General features: G+C 65.9%; 13 protein-coding genes and 1 pseudogene. 13 read left to right on the top strand and 1 reads right to left on the bottom strand.

The genetic code is table 11. The annotated features are described in order from the left end of the window. Positions 1-3 precede the first annotated feature (3 nt). The 8 genes from alaS to PJB24_RS09845 all read left to right on the top strand — a co-directional run bounded on the left by alaS (position 4) and on the right by PJB24_RS09845 (position 11,066). A complete protein-coding gene (gene alaS, locus PJB24_RS09810; protein WP_273845286.1) occupies positions 4-2,646 on the top strand; it encodes an alanine--tRNA ligase in 2,643 nt (880 codons plus the stop codon). Next, the gene (gene ruvX / locus PJB24_RS09815; protein WP_273845287.1) at positions 2,643-3,044 is read left to right on the top strand and encodes a Holliday junction resolvase RuvX; all 402 of its coding nucleotides are present in this window, start codon (positions 2,643-2,645) and stop codon (positions 3,042-3,044) included. Before alaS ends, ruvX begins: the two co-directional genes overlap by 4 nt. Further along, positions 3,041-4,147 (top strand): endolytic transglycosylase MltG, encoded by a 1,107-nt coding sequence (mltG, locus tag PJB24_RS09820; RefSeq protein WP_273845289.1) that lies wholly within the window; start codon positions 3,041-3,043, stop codon positions 4,145-4,147. Before ruvX ends, mltG begins: the two co-directional genes overlap by 4 nt. Positions 4,148-4,267: 120 nt before the next feature. Further along, positions 4,268-5,107: a shikimate dehydrogenase gene (locus tag PJB24_RS09825; protein WP_273845291.1), complete on the top strand. Its 840-nt coding sequence runs from the start codon at positions 4,268-4,270 to the stop codon at positions 5,105-5,107. Then, the gene (locus tag PJB24_RS09830; RefSeq protein WP_273845293.1) at positions 5,082-7,202 is read left to right on the top strand and encodes an ATPase, T2SS/T4P/T4SS family; all 2,121 of its coding nucleotides are present in this window, start codon (positions 5,082-5,084) and stop codon (positions 7,200-7,202) included. The genes PJB24_RS09825 and PJB24_RS09830 overlap by 26 nt, the downstream gene beginning before the upstream one ends. Before the next feature lie 77 nt (positions 7,203-7,279). Beyond that, positions 7,280-8,368, top strand: a complete 1,089-nt coding sequence (locus tag PJB24_RS09835; protein WP_273845295.1) for a type IV pilus twitching motility protein PilT — start codon at positions 7,280-7,282, stop codon at positions 8,366-8,368. Beyond that, on the top strand, positions 8,365-9,585 hold the full coding sequence (locus tag PJB24_RS09840; RefSeq protein WP_273845297.1) for a type II secretion system F family protein: 1,221 nt from the start codon (positions 8,365-8,367) through the stop codon (positions 9,583-9,585). The genes PJB24_RS09835 and PJB24_RS09840 overlap by 4 nt, the downstream gene beginning before the upstream one ends. Positions 9,586-9,671: 86 nt before the next feature. Further along, positions 9,672-11,066 (top strand): NAD(P)/FAD-dependent oxidoreductase, encoded by a 1,395-nt coding sequence (locus PJB24_RS09845; RefSeq protein ID WP_273845299.1) that lies wholly within the window; start codon positions 9,672-9,674, stop codon positions 11,064-11,066. Here PJB24_RS09845 and PJB24_RS09850 read toward each other — a convergent pair. Beyond that, positions 11,060-11,782: a GntR family transcriptional regulator gene (locus PJB24_RS09850; protein ID WP_273845301.1), complete on the bottom strand. Its 723-nt coding sequence runs from the start codon at positions 11,780-11,782 to the stop codon at positions 11,060-11,062. The genes PJB24_RS09845 and PJB24_RS09850 overlap by 7 nt on opposite strands. Positions 11,783-11,900: 118 nt before the next feature. Between PJB24_RS09850 and PJB24_RS09855 the strand changes: the two genes are divergently transcribed. From PJB24_RS09855 to PJB24_RS09875, 5 genes and pseudogenes are all read left to right on the top strand, one after another. Continuing rightward, positions 11,901-13,265, top strand: coding sequence for an aspartate aminotransferase family protein (locus PJB24_RS09855; RefSeq protein WP_273845303.1), 1,365 nt, complete (start codon positions 11,901-11,903; stop codon positions 13,263-13,265). Positions 13,266-13,299: 34 nt separating this feature from the next. Beyond that, entirely contained in the window at positions 13,300-14,817 is a 1,518-nt protein-coding gene (locus PJB24_RS09860) for an APC family permease (protein WP_273845305.1), read from the top strand. After that, the gene (gene speB, locus PJB24_RS09865) at positions 14,814-15,800 is read left to right on the top strand and encodes an agmatinase (protein ID WP_273845307.1); all 987 of its coding nucleotides are present in this window, start codon (positions 14,814-14,816) and stop codon (positions 15,798-15,800) included. The genes PJB24_RS09860 and speB overlap by 4 nt, the downstream gene beginning before the upstream one ends. Then, a complete protein-coding gene (locus PJB24_RS09870) occupies positions 15,793-17,229 on the top strand; it encodes a gamma-aminobutyraldehyde dehydrogenase (RefSeq protein WP_273845310.1) in 1,437 nt (478 codons plus the stop codon). The genes speB and PJB24_RS09870 overlap by 8 nt, the downstream gene beginning before the upstream one ends. Before the next feature lie 11 nt (positions 17,230-17,240). Then, positions 17,241-17,357: pseudogene (locus PJB24_RS09875) on the top strand (alanine dehydrogenase); the annotation flags it as partial.

Consider the following 17,357-nt stretch of genomic DNA (forward strand, 5'->3'; position numbering starts at 1 on the left):
AGGATGCAGAGCAGAGAGATAAGACGAAGGTTCCTGGACTACTTCGCCGACAGGGGGCACAGGGTCTACCCGAGCTGGCCGCTCATCCCGCAGAACGACCCGACCGTGCTCCTGACGACCGCCGGGGTGCAGCAGTTCATCCCGTATTTCCTCGGCCAGGAGAAGCCGCCCGCGCCCCGGGCCGTGAGCGTGCAGAAGTGTTTCCGCACGCAGGATCTCGAGGACGTGGGCGACGCCTCGCACCTGACGTTCTTCGAGATGCTCGGCAACTTCTCCTTCGGCGACTACTTCAAGGAGGAGGCCATACGCTTCGCGTGGGAGTTCCTCACGCAGGAGCTGGGGCTTCCTCCGGAGAGGCTCTGGGTGACGATCTTCGAGGGGGACGAGGACGCTCCCGAGGATCTCGAGGCCAGGGAGCACTGGATGTCCGTCGGGGTGCCGGAGGAGAAGATCTTCGGGCTTCCCAAGAGCGAGAACTGGTGGGGTCCCGTGGGCGAGACCGGCCCCTGCGGACCCTGCTCGGAGGTCTACTACGACTACGGCGAGGAGTACGGGCGCGGCGACCCGCTCGAAGATGCCAGGTACGGCCCCGGCGGGGAGGAGGGAGATTCGCGCTTCCTTGAGGTCTGGAACCTCGTCTTCAACCAGTACGAGAGGCGCAAGGACGGCTCTCTTGTCCCGCTCTCCCAGAAGGGGATAGACACCGGCATGGGCCTCGAGAGGATCTCGGCCGTCTGCCAGGGCGTGCGATCGGTCTACGAGACCGACCTCTACGCTCCCGTGCTCGAGAAGGTGCGCGAGTACGCCGGCGTCTCACTCGGGGACGGCGAGGAGACCGACCGTTCGCTGCGCATCCTCGCCGACCACGCCCGCAGCATGGCCTTCCTCGTCGCGGACGGCGTTCGGCCCGGCAACCAGCGCCGGGAGTACGTTCTCAGACGCATAATACGCCGGGCGACGCGGGAGGGGTACGCCAGGCTCGGCCTGGGGCCGGAGCAGATCGCGAGCCTCGCCGGAGAGGTCGTGGGGTACATGGGCGGGTTCTATTCGGAGCTCGAGCGGGCGCGGGAGGACATCCTCCGGGTCGTCGAGGTGGAGGCGCGGAGGTTCGTCGAGATCTACGACTCCGGGATGCGGACGCTTGAGGAGGAGATCTCGCGGCTCAATGGCGGCAACTTCCCCGGGGAGGTCGCCTTCACGCTGCACGACACCTATGGTTTTCCGGTCGAGATCACGCGGGAGGTTCTGGCCGAGCGCGGCATCTCGCTCGATGAGGCCGGGTTCCGGCGGGCGATGGAGGAACAGCGCAGGCGGGCCAGGGAGTCGCTCGGGAGCCACGAGCGGGTCGTGGCCGCCTTCCGCGACCGGGAGATAAAGAGCCGCTTCGTCGGCTACGAACGGGAGCAGACCGAGACGCGGATCGTCGCCGCGGAGCCGGTCCCCGGTGCCCGGGACGAGTGGTATCTGGTGCTGGAGGAGAACCCCTTCTACGCCACCGGGGGCGGGCAGGTCGCGGACACCGGCTGGATCTCCTGCGAGGAGGGGCAGCTCGAAGTCGTCGACGCCATCCCGGCGGGGGACTACCAGGTTCTGCGGGCGAAGGGCGGGGAAGACCTCAAGGTTGAGGAAGGGATCGAGGTCACCGCCTCGATAAACCGGGTTCGCCGGCAGCAGATAGAGGCGAACCACACCGCCACCCACATTTTGCACTGGGCCCTGCGGGCCGTACTCGGCAAGGACGTGGTGCAGGCCGGGAGCTACGTGGGGCCGGACAGACTCCGCTTCGACTACCGGTGCCAGAGGAAGGTGGGAGAAGAGGACGTCCGGCGCGTGCAGGAGCTGGCTCTGCTCAAGATCACTGAGAACCAGCCCGTGCGTTACTACACGACGACGCTCGAGGAGGCCAGGAAGCTCGGGGCGATGATGCTCTTCGGGGAGAAGTACGGCGAGCTGGTGCGCGTCGTCGAGATAGACGGTTTCTCCCGCGAGCTGTGCGGAGGGACGCACGTGCGCTCCACCGCCGAGATCGGGGCGTTCAAAGTGGTATCGAACCGCAGGCACGGCGCAGATCTCTACAGGATAGAGGTCATCACCGGCAGGGAGGCGCTCTCCTACCTGATCGAAGCCTCCGAGAAAGCCGAAGCCGCCGCCTCGACGCTCAAGACCGAGGTGGGCCGGCTTCCCGAGGCGGTGGAGGAGCTCTCCGGGGAGCTGCGCCGGGCCAGGGAGGAACTGCGCGAGCAGCAGCTCAAGGCCAGCCTCGGCCGGGTCGGGGAGCTCATAGAGAAGGCTCAGACGGTGGACGGGGCGAAGATCGTAACCGGTCAGGTCGATGCCGGCGACGTCGCCGGGCTACGGCGCATCTCCGACGACGTTAAGAACAGGGTCGGCGGGCCGGTGGCGGTCGTGCTGGCTGCGGCGCTCGACGGCAAGGCCGTGCTCGTGGCCAACTTGCACCCGGAGGTCTCCAGGAAGATCGGTGCCGGGGAGCTGGTGAAGGAGATCGCCGGGGTACTCGGGGGCGGCGGGGGCGGGAGCCCGACGATGGCCCAGGCTGGCGGAGGTGACCTCGGGGCGATCCCGGCCGCGCTCGAGAAGGCCCGCCAGATCTTCTCCAGCCGGCTCGCGGCGCGGACGGAGGGGTGAGCGGGCCCGCGACGGGCAGGGTCGCTGCGGTGGATCTTGGCGAGGTCCGCTGCGGTATCGCGATCTCCGATACGACCACGACCATAGCACGGCCGCTGGAAGTGGTGGAGGAGGGCGAACTGGAGAAGCGTCTGCGCGAGCTGGTGGACGAGCAGGGGGTCTCCGTCGTCGTGGTCGGCGTTCCTAAGACCCTGCGCGGCGAGAGGGGGCACCAGGCCGGGCGGGTGCTGGAGAGGATCGAGCGGATGCGCAGGGAACTCCCGGAGGTGAGCTTCGTCGAGTGGGACGAGCGTCTCACCACGCGGATCGCGCGGGGCGGAGGGGGCCGGAGAGGGGCGGTGGATCACCTGGCCGCAGCGCACATGTTGCAGGAGTATCTCTGGGCTGGGAGAAGGTGAGCCGGAGCAAGCGTCCTGAGGGTTGGCCGGAGGACGACCTTGAGCAGAGGCTTGAGGCTCTGCGCTCTGAGCGCCGGGAACAGGGACGCAGGCGGGGCAGGACCCTCGCTGCCATCGTGGGGCTCGCCTCGGTGGTGGTGTTGCTCGCGCTCGTCTACCTCATCTACGCCACCGCGATGGGGGATGGGTCGCGAGGTACGGGAAAGGCCGTCACGGTGGAGGTCAGGAAGGGTGATACGCTCTCCAGCGTCGCCGGGAAACTCGACCGGGCCGGGGTCATAAAAAACTCCTTCATCTTCGAGCTGCAGGCTCGCATGGAGGGCGACAGCGCGGATATAAAGCCCGGGCGCTACAGGTTCCACCGGGGCCAGAGCACCGGGAGCATACTCAGGACACTGACCGCCAACAGGCCGGCTCCGACTTTCAAGATCACCGTTCCCGAGGGACTGACCCTCGGGCAGACCGCCCGCGAGGTCGCATCGCAGAGCCACATCTCCAGGGCTGCTTTCGAGCGTGCGGCGCACAGCACGGACTACCCCTACGCTTTCCTGCACGAGCCCGGGGTGAAGAGCACCGAAGGTTTCCTCTTCCCGAAGACCTACGATTTCAGGGAGGGTACGGGTGCCCGGCAGGTCGTCAACAGGATGCTCGAGCAGTATGCCATCGAGACCCAGGGTCTGGATCTACGGGGAGCGGAGAGAAGGCTCGGCCTGAGCGAGTATCAGCTGGTCATCGTCGCCTCCCTCATAGAGAAAGAGTCGGCGAACCGAAAGGAGAGGCCTCTTATAGCCTCCGTGATCTACAACAGGCTGCACAGGGGGATGCCGTTGCAGATAGACGCCACCGTGCAGTACGCGCTGGGCAGGCCGCACGCCGACCTCTCGCTGCAGGATCTGAAGGTGAGGTCCCCTTACAACACCTACCTGCACAAAGGACTCCCGCCCGGTCCGATAGACAACCCGAGCCTGAGCTCCATAAAGGCTGCGGCGCACCCGGCGGAGACCGACTACCTTTACTACGTACTCGAGAAAGGTGGCAGGCATCACTACTTCACGAGCAGCTATCAGAAGTTCCTGCGGGCCAAGGCCGCCGCGGGTCGCTAGAGGTGCGACTAAAGTTCTGCGGGGGTCTCACCGAAAATCCTGCCGGTAGGGTTGAGGCGCGAAAATGCACAGAGGAGGTATCCGGATATCCCACCGAGGATAACAGCTAGGACCACGCTCGTGGGCGTCATAGGTCATCCGATCGCACACAGTCTCAGCCCGCAGATGCACAACGCCTCCTTCGCTTCCAGGAGGCTCGACTACGTCTATGTCGCGATGGACGTCGCCCCCGAGAGGCTCGGTGAGGCCGTCCGGGGGCTCGGGGCGCTGGGCTTCAGGGGATTCAACGTCACGATCCCTCACAAGGAGGAGATCATCCGGTTCCTGGACGATCTGGACGGTTCCGCCGAGCACACCGGTGCGGTCAACACCGTGGTGCTGGAAGGCGGCAGGGCCCGGGGTTACAACACCGACGGCTTCGGTTTTCTGGAGTCCTGCCGGGAGGCTGGGGTGGATCTCGCCGGGGAACAGGTTCTGATACTGGGTGCGGGTGGGGCCGCGTCGGCCATAGCCGACGCGGCCCTCCGTGCCGGGGCCGAAGCTCTCGTGATAGCCAACCGTACGCCCAGACGCGCGAAGTCCCTGGCCGGGCGGCTCGTGGCTGCCCACCCCGGGGCCCGGGTTTCGGCCTGCGGGCTCGAGACACTCGACGGTGCCTGTGGGGGGGCGGGCGTGCTCGTCAACACCACGCCCGTCGGTATGAAGGATGGTGATCCCCTTCCTTTCCCGGAGGAAAGCTTGCGTAGTAAGGTCGTCTGTGACATCGTCTACCGGGGTGGGGAGGAGACGCCGCTTCTTGAGACCGCCCGGAGGCTGGGGGCGAGGGTGGTACGCGGACGCCGGATGCTCCTCTATCAGGGGGTGCGGGCACAGCGCCTGTGGACCGGGGTCGAACCGGATGTGGAGGCCATGGGGCAAGCTCTGGAGGGGGAGATTGAAGATCCTGATAGCCGAGGATGACGCTGTGTCCCGGCGCCTGCTTCGGCGGGCGGTGGAGAGGCTCGGGCACGAGTGCCTGGAGGCCACCGACGGGGAGACGGCCTGGAGGCTTTTCGGGCGCAACCCAGATGTGGCGGTGGTCATCAGCGACCGGATGATGCCTGGGATGGACGGGCTCGAGCTCTGCCGCAGGATACGGTCCTCGGCCAGGGAGAGACACGTCTTCTTCATCTTCCTGACTTCCCTCGGGGGTGAGGGGCATCTCGTGGAAGGTATGGAGGCCGGCGCCGACGAGTACCTGCTCAAACCTCTCGACGTGCGGCAGCTGGAAGAGAAGCTCACGGAAGCCGGGCGCGCGGTCTCACTCCGGAGGCATCTCGAAGCAGGACGGAGCGGCGGGGACGGTGTGACTACCGGGAGGTTGCCCGCCGGCCGATCCGGGCGTGGAAGAGGCATCTGGGAGGTTCTCTCTGCCAGTGGGAAGGTGAGCGAGGAGCAGTTGCAGCGGGCGCTCGAAGTGCAGCGGACCGAGCGCAGGGAGCTCGGGAAGGTGCTCGTCTCACTGGGTTTCGTGACCGAGATGGATCTCGCGCAGGCCCAGGCCGAGAGGCTCGGGCTAGAGTATGTGGACCTCTCCGACGGTCAGGTGGATGCGGCGGCGGCCAGCCTCATCGACCAGAAGACGCTGCGCAGGCACGGCGTGCTCCCGCTGCGCTTGGAGGATGGACGGCTGGTCGTGGCAATGAGCGAGCCGACCAACCTGCACGCCATAGAGGATCTCAGGCTGATCTCTGGTTGCCAGATCGTGCCGGTCGTGGCCGCGGAGTCTCAAATCCGGCAGGCGCACAACAGGATATTCTCGCTGGGCGATGGGGTGAGCCAGATTCTGGAGGAGGCCGCCTCGGAGGGGACTTCGGACCGGGAGGACGAGCTCGAGATCGGGGCGGGATCCGAGGACGCCCCGGTGGTTCGGCTGGTCAACTCCATCCTGCAGCGGGCCGTTGGGGAGGGGGCCTCCGACGTGCACGTCGAGCCACGTCCGGACCGGCTGGTGGTGCGGTTCCGGGTGGACGGGGTCTTGCGGGAGATGATGTCGATTCCGCCGGGACTGCAGGGTGGGGTGATCGCCCGGCTCAAGGTGCTCTCCCGGCTGGATATCGCCGAGCGGCGGTTGCCACAGGATGGCAGGTTCTCGGCCCGTATCGGGGGGCAGAAGGTGGATTTCAGGGCGGCCTCGCTGCCCACGGCGTACGGGGAAAAGGTGGCGCTCCGGCTGCTCGACACCTCGAGTGTAGAGGCAGACCTCGAAAGACTCGGGCTCTCGCCGGAGATGCTCGAGTGCTACCAGAGGGTATACACGAGGCCCTACGGCACGATACTGGTGACGGGCCCGACCGGCAGTGGCAAGTCGACCACGCTGTACGCCACCCTCAGGGAGCTCAACACCCCGGAGCGCAACATCATAACGGTCGAGGACCCGATAGAGTACCGGATGCCCGGAATAAATCAGGTGCAGGTCAACCTCAAGGCCGGGCTCACATTCGCCTCCGGCCTGAGGAGCATCTTGCGCGGGGACCCAGACGTGATCATGATCGGGGAGATCCGGGATCGCGAGACTGCCAAGATAAGCGTGGAGGCGGCGCTCACCGGGCATCTGGTGCTGGCGACGCTCCACACCAACGATGCCCCGGGGGCGGTGAGCCGGCTGAACGAGATGGGGGTGGAGCCGTATCTGACCTCCTCGGCGATAGACTGCGTGATCGCCCAGCGGCTCGCGAGGCGGCTCTGTGAGAGGTGCCGGGAACCGGTTGAGTTGGAGGAAGGGGTTCTGAAGGAGCTCGGGTTTCCGTTCGAACGGGCTCCTGTGGAGTGCTCCTTCTTCCGGGCGCGGGGGTGTCCCCGCTGTGGCGGCACGGGATACCGGGGCAGGATCGGAATCTTCGAGATGATGCTCGTGAGTGAGAACCTCAGAGAGCTCGTGTTGCACCGGGCTTCTGGCGCCGAGATAGCGCGTGCCGCGGCGGCGGAGGGCATGGTCACCCTGCGCGAGGATGGTCTCCTCAAGGCTGCTTCCGGCCTTACGAGCGTCGAGGAGGTTCTGAGGACCGTCGTCTGAGCAGCCGGCTAAAGCTTTCTCCGCTTCGTGTCGAGTAGAGGCGCAGGGTGTCACCTTCCCGGCAAGAGAGGATCTGCATGATGGAGAATGGCCTCGCCGAATACCTTCTCGACGCCCTGAACCTCGGGGCGAGCGATCTACACGTGACGTGCGGGCTCCCGCCGATGGTTCGGGTTGATGGCGAGGTGCGTCCTCTGGAGTACCCGCCGCTCAGTCCGAACGTCACGCGGGACCTCATATACGACATCCTCACCGAGGATCAGCGCCGGCGCTTCGAGAACGCGTGGGAGCTCGACTTCAGCTACGAGATCCCGCGGCTGGCTCGCTTCCGGGTCAACGTTTTCCGCCAGCGGGGGGCGATAGGTGCGGTGTTCAGGACGATCCCGCACGAGATAAAGAGCCTCGAAGAACTGGGCCTGCCAGGCGTGATCGGGGAGATGGCCGACAGCCCGCGTGGCATGATCCTGGTGACGGGCCCGACCGGCAGCGGCAAGTCGACCACGCTCGCGGCGATGGTGGACCGCATCAACGATACCCGCCGCGGGCACATCATGAGCGTTGAGGATCCGATAGAGTTCCTGCACACCCACAAGAGGTGCATCGTCAACCAGCGGGAGGTCGACCAGGACACCAAAAGCTTCGCCGAGGCCTTGAAGCGCGTCCTCCGGCAGGATCCGGACGTGATACTGGTCGGCGAGATGCGTGACCTGGAAACCATCTCGATGGCGCTCACCGCGGCCGAGACCGGTCATCTGGTGCTTGCCACTGTCCACACCCAGGACGCCCCGCAGACCGTAGACCGCATAATAGACGTCTTCCCCCCGTACCAGCAGGGACAGATCCGCGCCCAGCTCGCGAACACCATCCAGGGTATCGTGACCCAGACGCTGGTGCCCAGACGGGGCGGGGGGCGGGTGGTCGCCTGCGAGATCCTCGTCCCCACCCCGGGCGTCAGGAACATGATCCGCGAGGGCAAGACGCACCAGATTTACTCCGCGATGCAAACCGGCGGGAAGTTTGGTATGCAGACGATGGACGCCGCGCTCGCCGAACTGGTCAGGCGCGGCGTCGTCTCGCGCGAGGAGGCCGGGAAGCGCTGCGCCAACCTTGAGGAGTTCCGCCGCCTCTGCGGAGGCGCGGTCGGGGTCGCGACGGGGAGGGGATGAGGGGAATGGCCACCTACACCTACAGGGCCCGGAGCCGCGGGGGCGAGATCCTCCAGGACAGGATTGAAGGGGAGAGCACGCTCGCCGTGGCCGCCGAGCTCCGGAAGCGGGGGCTATTCGTCATAGACATCAAAGAGCAGGGGATGGCCCAGAGGGACATCCTGGAACCCTTCAAGCGGGTGAGGCTCTCCGACGTAGTCGTCTTCACCCGGCAGTTCGCGACCATGATCGGGGCCGGCATGTCGGTGGTGCGCGCCCTGTACGTCTCAGAAGAGCAGACCGACAACAAAAAGCTCAGAGATGCGATATCGCGGGTCCGCAGGGACGTGGAGGCGGGACTCGCGCTCTCGGAGGCGCTGGCCAGGCACCCGGAGGTCTTCTCCCGCCTCTACGTGGAGATGGTGAAAGCCGGCGAGATCGGCGGTGTCCTGGACGAGATCCTGCTGCGCGTCGCCGCCCAGCTCGAGAAGGACCAGGACCTCAGGCGCAAGGTGAAGAGTGCGATGACCTACCCGATCGTGGTACTGGTACTCGCGCTCCTCGCCGCCTCTTTTATGCTGATCTTCATCGTCCCGGTCTTCGCGAGGATGTTCAAGGACCTCGGCGGTACCCTGCCGCTGCCGACCCGGATCGCGATGGCCCTGTCCGACGTCCTGACGAGCCCGTTCGGCATCCTCCTCTACGCCGCGCTCGCAGCCGCCGTCTACGGGTTTCTGCGCTGGAAGGACACCGAACGAGGGCGCAGGATCTGTGGAAGGTTAGTCCTCAGGATTCCGGCCAGGATAGGGGATATCGTCCAGAAAGTGGCCCTCGCCCGCCTCGCCCGCAACCTGAGCGCCCTCTCTGCAGCCGGCGTCCCTATTCTGCAGGCGCTCGAGATTACCGCCACCTCCTCCGGCAACTGGGTGATGGAGCAAGCGTTGCTCGCGAGCCGTGACTCCATCCGCCAGGGATTGCCGCTTCACAAGCCTCTCGAGGCCGAGCCCGTCTTCCCGCCGATGGTGACCCGTATGATCGCCGTCGGCGAGGAGACCGGGGACCTCGACGGGATGCTCGTCAAGATCGCCGAGTTCTACGAGTCAGAGGTCGAGGCCGCGGTCAAGGCCCTCACCTCGATCATCGAACCACTCATGATCGTCGTCGTCGGCGGGATCGTCGGCGGCATAATCATCGCCATGTACCTCCCGATGTTCGAGATCTACAACCTCATAAAGTAACCGTACCCCAGACCCTCACCTTGACATCCTGGAATACCGTCGACAGAATACAAATCGTCGCGGCTGAAGGAGTGGACGGAGGGAAAGTGGGTCAGGGAAGAGCAGGCTACGCGGGCGTGAGTTTCTGGCTTGAGGATGCGGGGGAGCCTCTTTTACCGCGCCCGTCTCTCGAGGGCGAGGTGGAGGCGGATGTGGCGGTATTGGGGGCCGGCTACACGGGGCTCTGGAGTGCTTACTACCTGTTGCGGAAGGATCCCTCGCTCAGGGTCGTGATTCTCGAGGCGGAGGTCGCGGGGTTCGGGGCCTCGGGGCGCAACGGTGGCTGGTGTTCTCCGAACATCTCGGTGGGGCCGGCGGAGCTCGTGCGGAGGTTCGGGCGGCGGGCGGCGCGGGAGACGCTCCTTGCTGCGCGGGGCGCGGTCGACGAGGTGGGGAGGGTGGCCGAGGAGGAGGGAATAGATGCCCGCTTCCGCAAGGGAGGGGTCGTTCGCGTCGCGCGCGGGCGGCACGAACTGCCGGCGGTGCGGGCCGCCTGGGGGGCGCTCTCCGCGCTCGGGCTCGCGGACGGCTGCCGTGTACTCGGCGTGGAGGAGCTCGCCCGGAGGGTGCGGGTGGAGCGGGCCGAGGGAGCCTTCTTCGACCCGCAGGGGGCCGTGGTGCACCCGGGGAGGCTCGTGCGGGGGCTCGCGCGGGCCGTCGAGCGGAGGGGGGCCGTGATCTTCGAGCGGAGTCCCGTGGTCGACTTCGTTGACGGGCCGGGGCCGGTGCTGAGGACGGCGAAGGGGGAGGTGCGTGCAGGGGCTGTGGTGCTGGCCGGGGAGGCCTATCTATCGCGGCTCAGGAAGCTGCACCGGATGGTACTCCCGGTCTACTCGCTGATCGTCCTCACCGAACCGCTCCCGGAGGAGTCGTGGGCGGAGATTGGCTGGGAGAACCACGAGTGCCTCGCCTCTTTCAAGCTCAGCGTGGATTATCTCTCGCGCACCCCGGACGGGCGCATCCTCTTCGGCGGGCGCGGGGCGCCCTACCGCTTCGGCTCCCGGATACGCGACGGCTACGACCGTCATGAGCCCACGCACGCGATGCTGCGCGAGAGCCTGATCGACTGGTTCCCGCAGCTTTCGGGTGTGCGCTTCACCCATGCCTGGGGCGGGCCGCTCGGGATGCTGCGAGACTGGATGCCCGCGGTGAGCTTCGATCCGGCCTCGGGGGTGGCCCTCGCCTGCGGTTACGTGGGACAGGGGGTGGCGGCGAGCAACCTGGCGGGAAGGATCATCGCCGATCTGATCCTGGGCAGGGATTCCTCCCTCGTGCGCCTGCCCATCGTCGGGCGCCGGGTCAGAAAGTGGGAGCCCGAGCCTCTGCGCTGGCTCGGAGCGCGCTACGTGCAGCGGGCGCTGGAGAGGCTGGACGAACGGGGACGGCGTACCGGCCGGCCCCCGACCGGGCGCAGCCTCGCCGAGCGGCTCTCCCGTCACTGATCCCCCTCTTTTTCCGGTCTGACGAGGGGTTTCAAGATATCCTCGGGGTTCCCGCCCAGGCGGGACATCACCCCGCCGGGGGTGGCCTGTATGTGCGAGGAGATCGCGTACACCGCCTCGCGTTCGGTCCCGCTGCGGATGCTCTTGAGCAGCGGGTAGTGCTCGCGGGCGACCTCGGTGAGATCCTCGTAGGTAGAGTCGTGCAGCGAGAGCGCCAGGCCCACCGGGCCGCTCAGCGAGCGGAAGGCAGAGCTCAGAAACTGATTGCCAGCGAGTGCGCACAGCTCCTCGTGGAAGCGTAGCTCCTCCTCGACGACCCTCCCGAAGTCGCCAGCCTGCGCGGCTTGCTCCATCTGTCCGACTATCTTCTCCAGCGAGTCGAGCGGCGTCCCATCGCGGTGTATGAGACGGACCGCAAGAACCTCTATGGCCGCGAGCAGGTTGTAGATGTCTACGAAGTCTTTCGCGGTGAACTCCCGGACGAATGTCCCCCGCCGCGGCTTTTCCACCACGAGGTGCTCCTCGGAGAGCTTCTTCAGTGCCTCCCTAACCGGGGCCCGGCTCACCCCCAGCTCCTCCGCCAGCCGCGTCTCCACCAGCCGCTCCCCCGGGGCGAGCGTCCCATCGATTATGGAGGTCCTTATCACCTGGTACGCCTCCTCAGCGAGAGAACCCGCCCGGATCCTGCGAAACCTTCTCCCTCTCTCTGCACTCACCGATCCTCCTCTAATCTGCCCACCAGAAAAAGTATGCCAGATCAACCACATCCCCAGTTGATCGTCGACAGAATACAGTATATGATGCAGCAAACCGAGAGTCGGGAAGGAGGCTGGAATGGACGTGATGCCCGGGGTCGAGAGGGGTAGTGGAGGGGGGAGATTCGCCGGGGTGGAGAATCTGCTCTTGCACTTCACGCCCTTTGAGGACGATTGGGGGAATCTACCGGTCATCGTCTCCGGGGAGGGATGTTATGTGAAGGATGACCGGGGCAGGAGTTACATCGACGGGCTTGCGGGTCTGTTCACGACGCAGGTCGGGCACGGCAGGACGGAACTTGCGGAGGCTGCGGCGAGGCAGATGCGGGAGCTCTCCTTCTTTCCGAACTGGAGTTTTCAGCACCCCAGGAGCCTGGAGCTGGCGGCGAGGCTCGCGGAGATCGCGCCGGGTGATCTCGAGACGACATTTTTTGTCAACTCCGGTTCTGAGGCGGTTGAGACGGTCATAAAGCTGGCGCGGCAGTATCACCGGGCGAACGGGGAGCCGGGGCGGTACAAGTTCATCTCGCGCAAGGTCGCCTACCACGGAACGACGATGGGGGCCCTTTCGGTTACCGGGCTTCCGGCGTTCAAGGCTCCGTTCGAGCCGCTGCCCGGGGGGTTCGTGCACGTCTCCAACACCCAGCAGGACCCCGAGGGGGCTGCAGATGCGATAGAAGAGGCGATAGAGTTCGGTCCGCCGGAGTGTGTGGCGGCTGTAATCCTGGAGCCGGTGCAGAATGCCGGCGGGTGTCTGGTTCCGCCGGAGGGTTACTGGCAGAGGGTCAGGGAGATCTGCGACAAATACGGCGTGCTACTCGTCTCCGACGCGGTCATCTGTGCGTTCGGGCGTCTTGGTGAGTGGTTCGGGATAGAGCGCTTCGGGGTGGTCCCGGACATGACCAGCTTCGCCAAGGGGATAACGAGCGGGTACCTGCCGATGGGCGGGGTGGTGGTAAGCGAGAAGGTGCGCGAGACGCTGCGCAGTAACACGCCGATGTTCTTCCACGGTTCGACCTTCGGAGGGCATCCGGCCTCTGCTGCGGTGGCGCTCGAGAATCTGGCGATCATCGAGCGTGAGAGGTTGCTCGAGAACGTGCACAACCTGGAGGGCTACTTCGGGGAGGAGCTCTCGCGGATGGCGGAGGGGCATCCAATCGTGGCCGACGTACGCGGGATGGGGTTCTTCTGGGCCGTGGAGGTAAAGCCGGAGAAGGTCGACGGGACGCCGCTGGAGGGCGAGGAGTACAGGAAGTACTTCAAGGGGGTACTCTCGAAGAAGCTCTTCGAGGGTGGGCTCATCTGCCGCTTCGACGACAAAGACGAGCCCGTCATCCAGTACTCCCCGGCGCTCGTCGCGGACCGGGAGGTGCTCTCGAGGATAGCGGAGATAACCGACGCGGCGCTCACCGAGCTCGAGCGGCAGCTCGGCTACCGGGGGTAGGTAGGGGGTCACTTTTCGGGAAAGGAGGCGAGAGGTGGTGGAAGGAACGGGCGAAGAGAGGGTGGCTCAACCCGAGTTGAGGACCCCTGAGATAGGGAGCAAGGGGCTCAAGGGTGGCGCTCTCGGCTTCGTCTCCAACGTGGTGATCGGGGTGGCATCGACCGCGCCGGGCTACAGCCTGGCTGCCACGCTCGGGTTCGTCGCGGCGGCGGTGGGGCTGCAGTCGCCGGCGGTGTTGTGGCTCGCGTTCATCCCGATGCTGTTCATCGCGGCCTCCTACTACTATATGAATAAGGCAGACCCGGATTGTGGGACGAGTTTCACCTGGGTGACCAGGGCGATGGGGCCGCACCTGGGTTGGATCACAGGGTGGGCCATAGTCGTGGCTGACGTGATCGTGATGGCCAACCTGGCCCAGATAGCCGGGCTCTATACCTTCCTGCTGTTCGGGCTGAAGGGGCTTGCCAACTCCACGCTCGCGGTGACTGCGGTCGGGGTGGTCTGGATCGCGCTGATGACTTACATCTGCTACCGGGGGATAGAGCTCTCCGCCCGGACGCAGGTGTTCCTTCTCGCGGCGGAGCTCGTGACGCTCACGGTCTTCGCCGTCGTGGCGCTTTTCAAGGTTTTCGCCGGGGAGGCGGGTGCCGGGGCACTCACGCCGTCGATCTCCTGGATCAATCCGTTCGAGATCAAGAGCTTCAGCGCGCTCGACGCCGGGCTCATCCTCGCCATCTTCATCTACTGGGGCTGGGATTCGACCGTGACGGTGAACGAGGAGAGCGAGAACAGCAGCCATACCCCGGGGGTTGCTGCGATCGTGAGCACGATCGTGCTGCTTCTCATCTACGTCATCGTGGGTATCGCGGCTCAGGCCTACGGCGGGGTCGACTACCTGGTAAGGCACGAGGATGACGTCCTGAGCACCCTCGGGACGCAGGTCTTCGGCTCGCCGCTCGACAAGATCCTCATTCTGGCGGTGCTCTCTTCCGCGGCGGCATCCACCCAGACCACGATCCTGCCGACCGCCCGGACGACCTTCTCGATGGCCCATCATCGGGCGATGCCCGAGGCCTTCGGGCGGGTACATCCCCGATACCTCACCCCTCACGTGTCGACACTCTGGATGGGGGCGCTCTCGATCGTTTGGTACGTCGGGATGACGATCGTGAGCGAGAACATCCTTTATGACTCGATCTCTGCCCTGGGGCTCATGATCGCCTTCTACTACGGGCTGACCGGGTTCGCCTGCGCCATCTATTACCGGAAGCGACTCTTCCGGAGCGTGAAGAACCTGCTTCTCATGGGAATCGTGCCCGTGCTCGGCGGACTGATGCTCACCTGGGCGTTCGTCGAGGAGGTCATAAACCTCTCCAACCCGAAGGAAGCCTACTCGGGGGCCGTATTCGGCATCGGGGTGCCGCTTTTTATAGGGATAGTGTCGTTCGTGATCGGTGCCGCCCTGATGGTGTGGGCCTGGTACGCGAAGCCTGCTTTCTTCCGGCGCCGGCCGCAGGTCGCTGACCCGGATGATAGACAGTCGGACCGATGATCGATCCGCTCGTCCGCTGGAGAGAATACGGGGAGAAGCCTGACTACGCAGGGCCGCTCTCCTTCGGCGGGATGCCCTACACGCAGGATCCGGCCGACATCGTAGGGGCTGACGTGGTGATCGTCGGCGCCCCCACCGACGACCTCGTCTCCGACCGTCCCGGCACCCGTTTCGCGCCCCGCGCCATCCGGGCCGCGAGCTGCCCACCGGGACCGAACCTGGAGCATGGCGCGGACGCCTTCGCTGATCTGCGTGTGGTCGACTTTGGAGACGCACCGGTGGTCCCGGCCGATCCGGTGCGCTCGCACGCCGGGATACTGCGGACGGTCAGTGATGTGGTCGCTGCCGGGGCGGTTCCCGTCGTGCTCGGAGGAGACCACTCGGTGACCGAACCCGTCGTGAGAACCTGTGCCGTGGGGCGCGGCCCGCTCGGGCTCATCCATTTCGACACCCACGCCGACACCGGGTGCACGGTCTTCGGCGTTGAGTTTTCGCATGGGACGGTCATGCGCCGCCTCGTCGAGGAGGGGCTGGTGGACCCACACCGCTACACCCAGATCGGGCTCAGAGGATACTGGCCGGGCGAGGAGGTTTTCGCCTGGCAGAGAAAGTGTGGCATAACGAGCTTCTTCATGCACCAGGTACGCGACAGGGGGATAAAGGAGGTCATCCGGAAGGCGCTCGGGATCGTGGGATCGGGACCGGTCTTCCTGACGGTGGATATAGACGTTCTCGATCCCGCGTTCGCGCCTGGTACCGGCACACCCGAACCCGGCGGCATGACAACCGCGGAGCTTCTGTGGGCCGTGCGCGAGGTCGCGGAGGCGGTTGAGATTGCAGGAGCGGACATCGTAGAGGTGATCCCGACCGGCATCGGATCGACCGACGTGACGGCGCTGGCCGCCGAGCGCGTGGTGCGGGAGATACTTGGCGGGATCGCGCTGAACAGGAGAAGAGGGAGCAAAGGAGGAGAGCATGCCTGAGAAGAGAAGGCTCGAGAACTTTATCGGCGGGGATTACGTGGAGAGCGCCGCAGGACGCTACTATGAGCTTACAAACCCCGCGACCGGTGAGCCCTTCGCGGAGGCTCCACTCTCCGGCAGGGAGGATGTCGACCGGGCTTTTGCAGCCGCGCAGAAGGCGTTCGAGGGCTGGCGCTACTCGACGCCCTCCGAGAGGCAGCTCGCGCTCCTCAGGATCGCCGACAGGATAGAGGAGCGGGCGGAAGAGCTGGTCAGGGCCGAGTCGGAGAACACCGGCAAGCCGATCCGGTTGACCCTCGAAGAGGAGATCCCTCCGATGGTCGATCAGATCCGCTTCTTCGCCGGAGCGGCGCGCTGTCTCGAGGGCAAGTCCGCCGGGGAGTACATGTCCGGGATGACCTCCTACATCCGGCGCGAGCCGGTCGGGGTGTGCGCCCAGGTGACCCCCTGGAACTACCCGATGATGATGGCCGTCTGGAAGTTCGCCCCGGCGATCGCGGCCGGCAACACCGTCGTGATAAAGCCCTCCGACACCACCCCCGTGACCACCCTGATGCTCGCGGAGATAGCTTCAGAGTTCCTCCCCGAGGGGGTCTTCAACGTCGTCTGCGGGGACAGGGACACGGGGAGGGAGCTCGTCGCCCACCCGGTCCCGCAGATGGTAGCGATAACCGGCTCGGTGCGCGCCGGGATGGAGGTGGCGAGGAGCGCCGCCGACGACCTCAAGCGGGTGCACCTCGAACTCGGGGGCAAGGCCCCCGTGATCGTCTTCGACGATGCCGATGTGGAGCAGGCGGCGGAGGAGATCGCCGGGGCGGGGTACTTCAACGCCGGGCAGGACTGCACCGCGGCGACCCGCGTGCTCGCCTCCCCGCGCATCCACGACGACCTCGTCTCCGCCCTCACCGAGCAGGCCAGGAACACGAAGACCGGCTCCCCGGAGGACGAGGAGGTCCTCTACGGTCCTCTCAACAACCCCAACCAGCTCGAACGGGTCAGCGGGTTCGTCGAGAGGTTGCCCGAGAGGGCCGAGGTCCTGACCGGAGGGGAGCGCGTGGGGGAGAGGGGCTACTTCTACGCCCCTACGGTCGTCTGTGGGCTCGAGCAGGGGGACGAGGCGGTCCAGAACGAGATCTTTGGCCCCGTCATAACCGTCCAGCGCTTCACCGACGAGGAGGAGGCCATAAGATGGGCCAACGGGGTGAAGTACGGGCTCGCCTCCTCGGTCTGGACCCGCGACCACGGGCGGGCGATGCGGGTCAGCCGGGCCCTGGACTTTGGGTGCGTCTGGATCAACACCCACATCCCGCTCGTGGCCGAGATGCCCCACGGCGGCTTCAAGCACTCCGGCTACGGCAAGGACCTCTCGATGTACGGGCTCGAGGACTACACCCGCATAAAGCACGTCATGAGCAACATAGAGGGGTAGATGCCATGCCGATGACGATAGGGGTACCGAAGGAGATAAAAGACCAGGAAGGGAGGGTGGCGCTGCAGCCAGACGGCGCAGCGGAGCTCACCCACCACGGCCACAGCGTCCTGATCGAGAAAGGAGCA

The organism is Rubrobacter calidifluminis, assembly GCF_028617075.1.
Taxonomy (GTDB): Bacteria; Actinomycetota; Rubrobacteria; order Rubrobacterales; family Rubrobacteraceae; genus Rubrobacter_E; species Rubrobacter_E calidifluminis.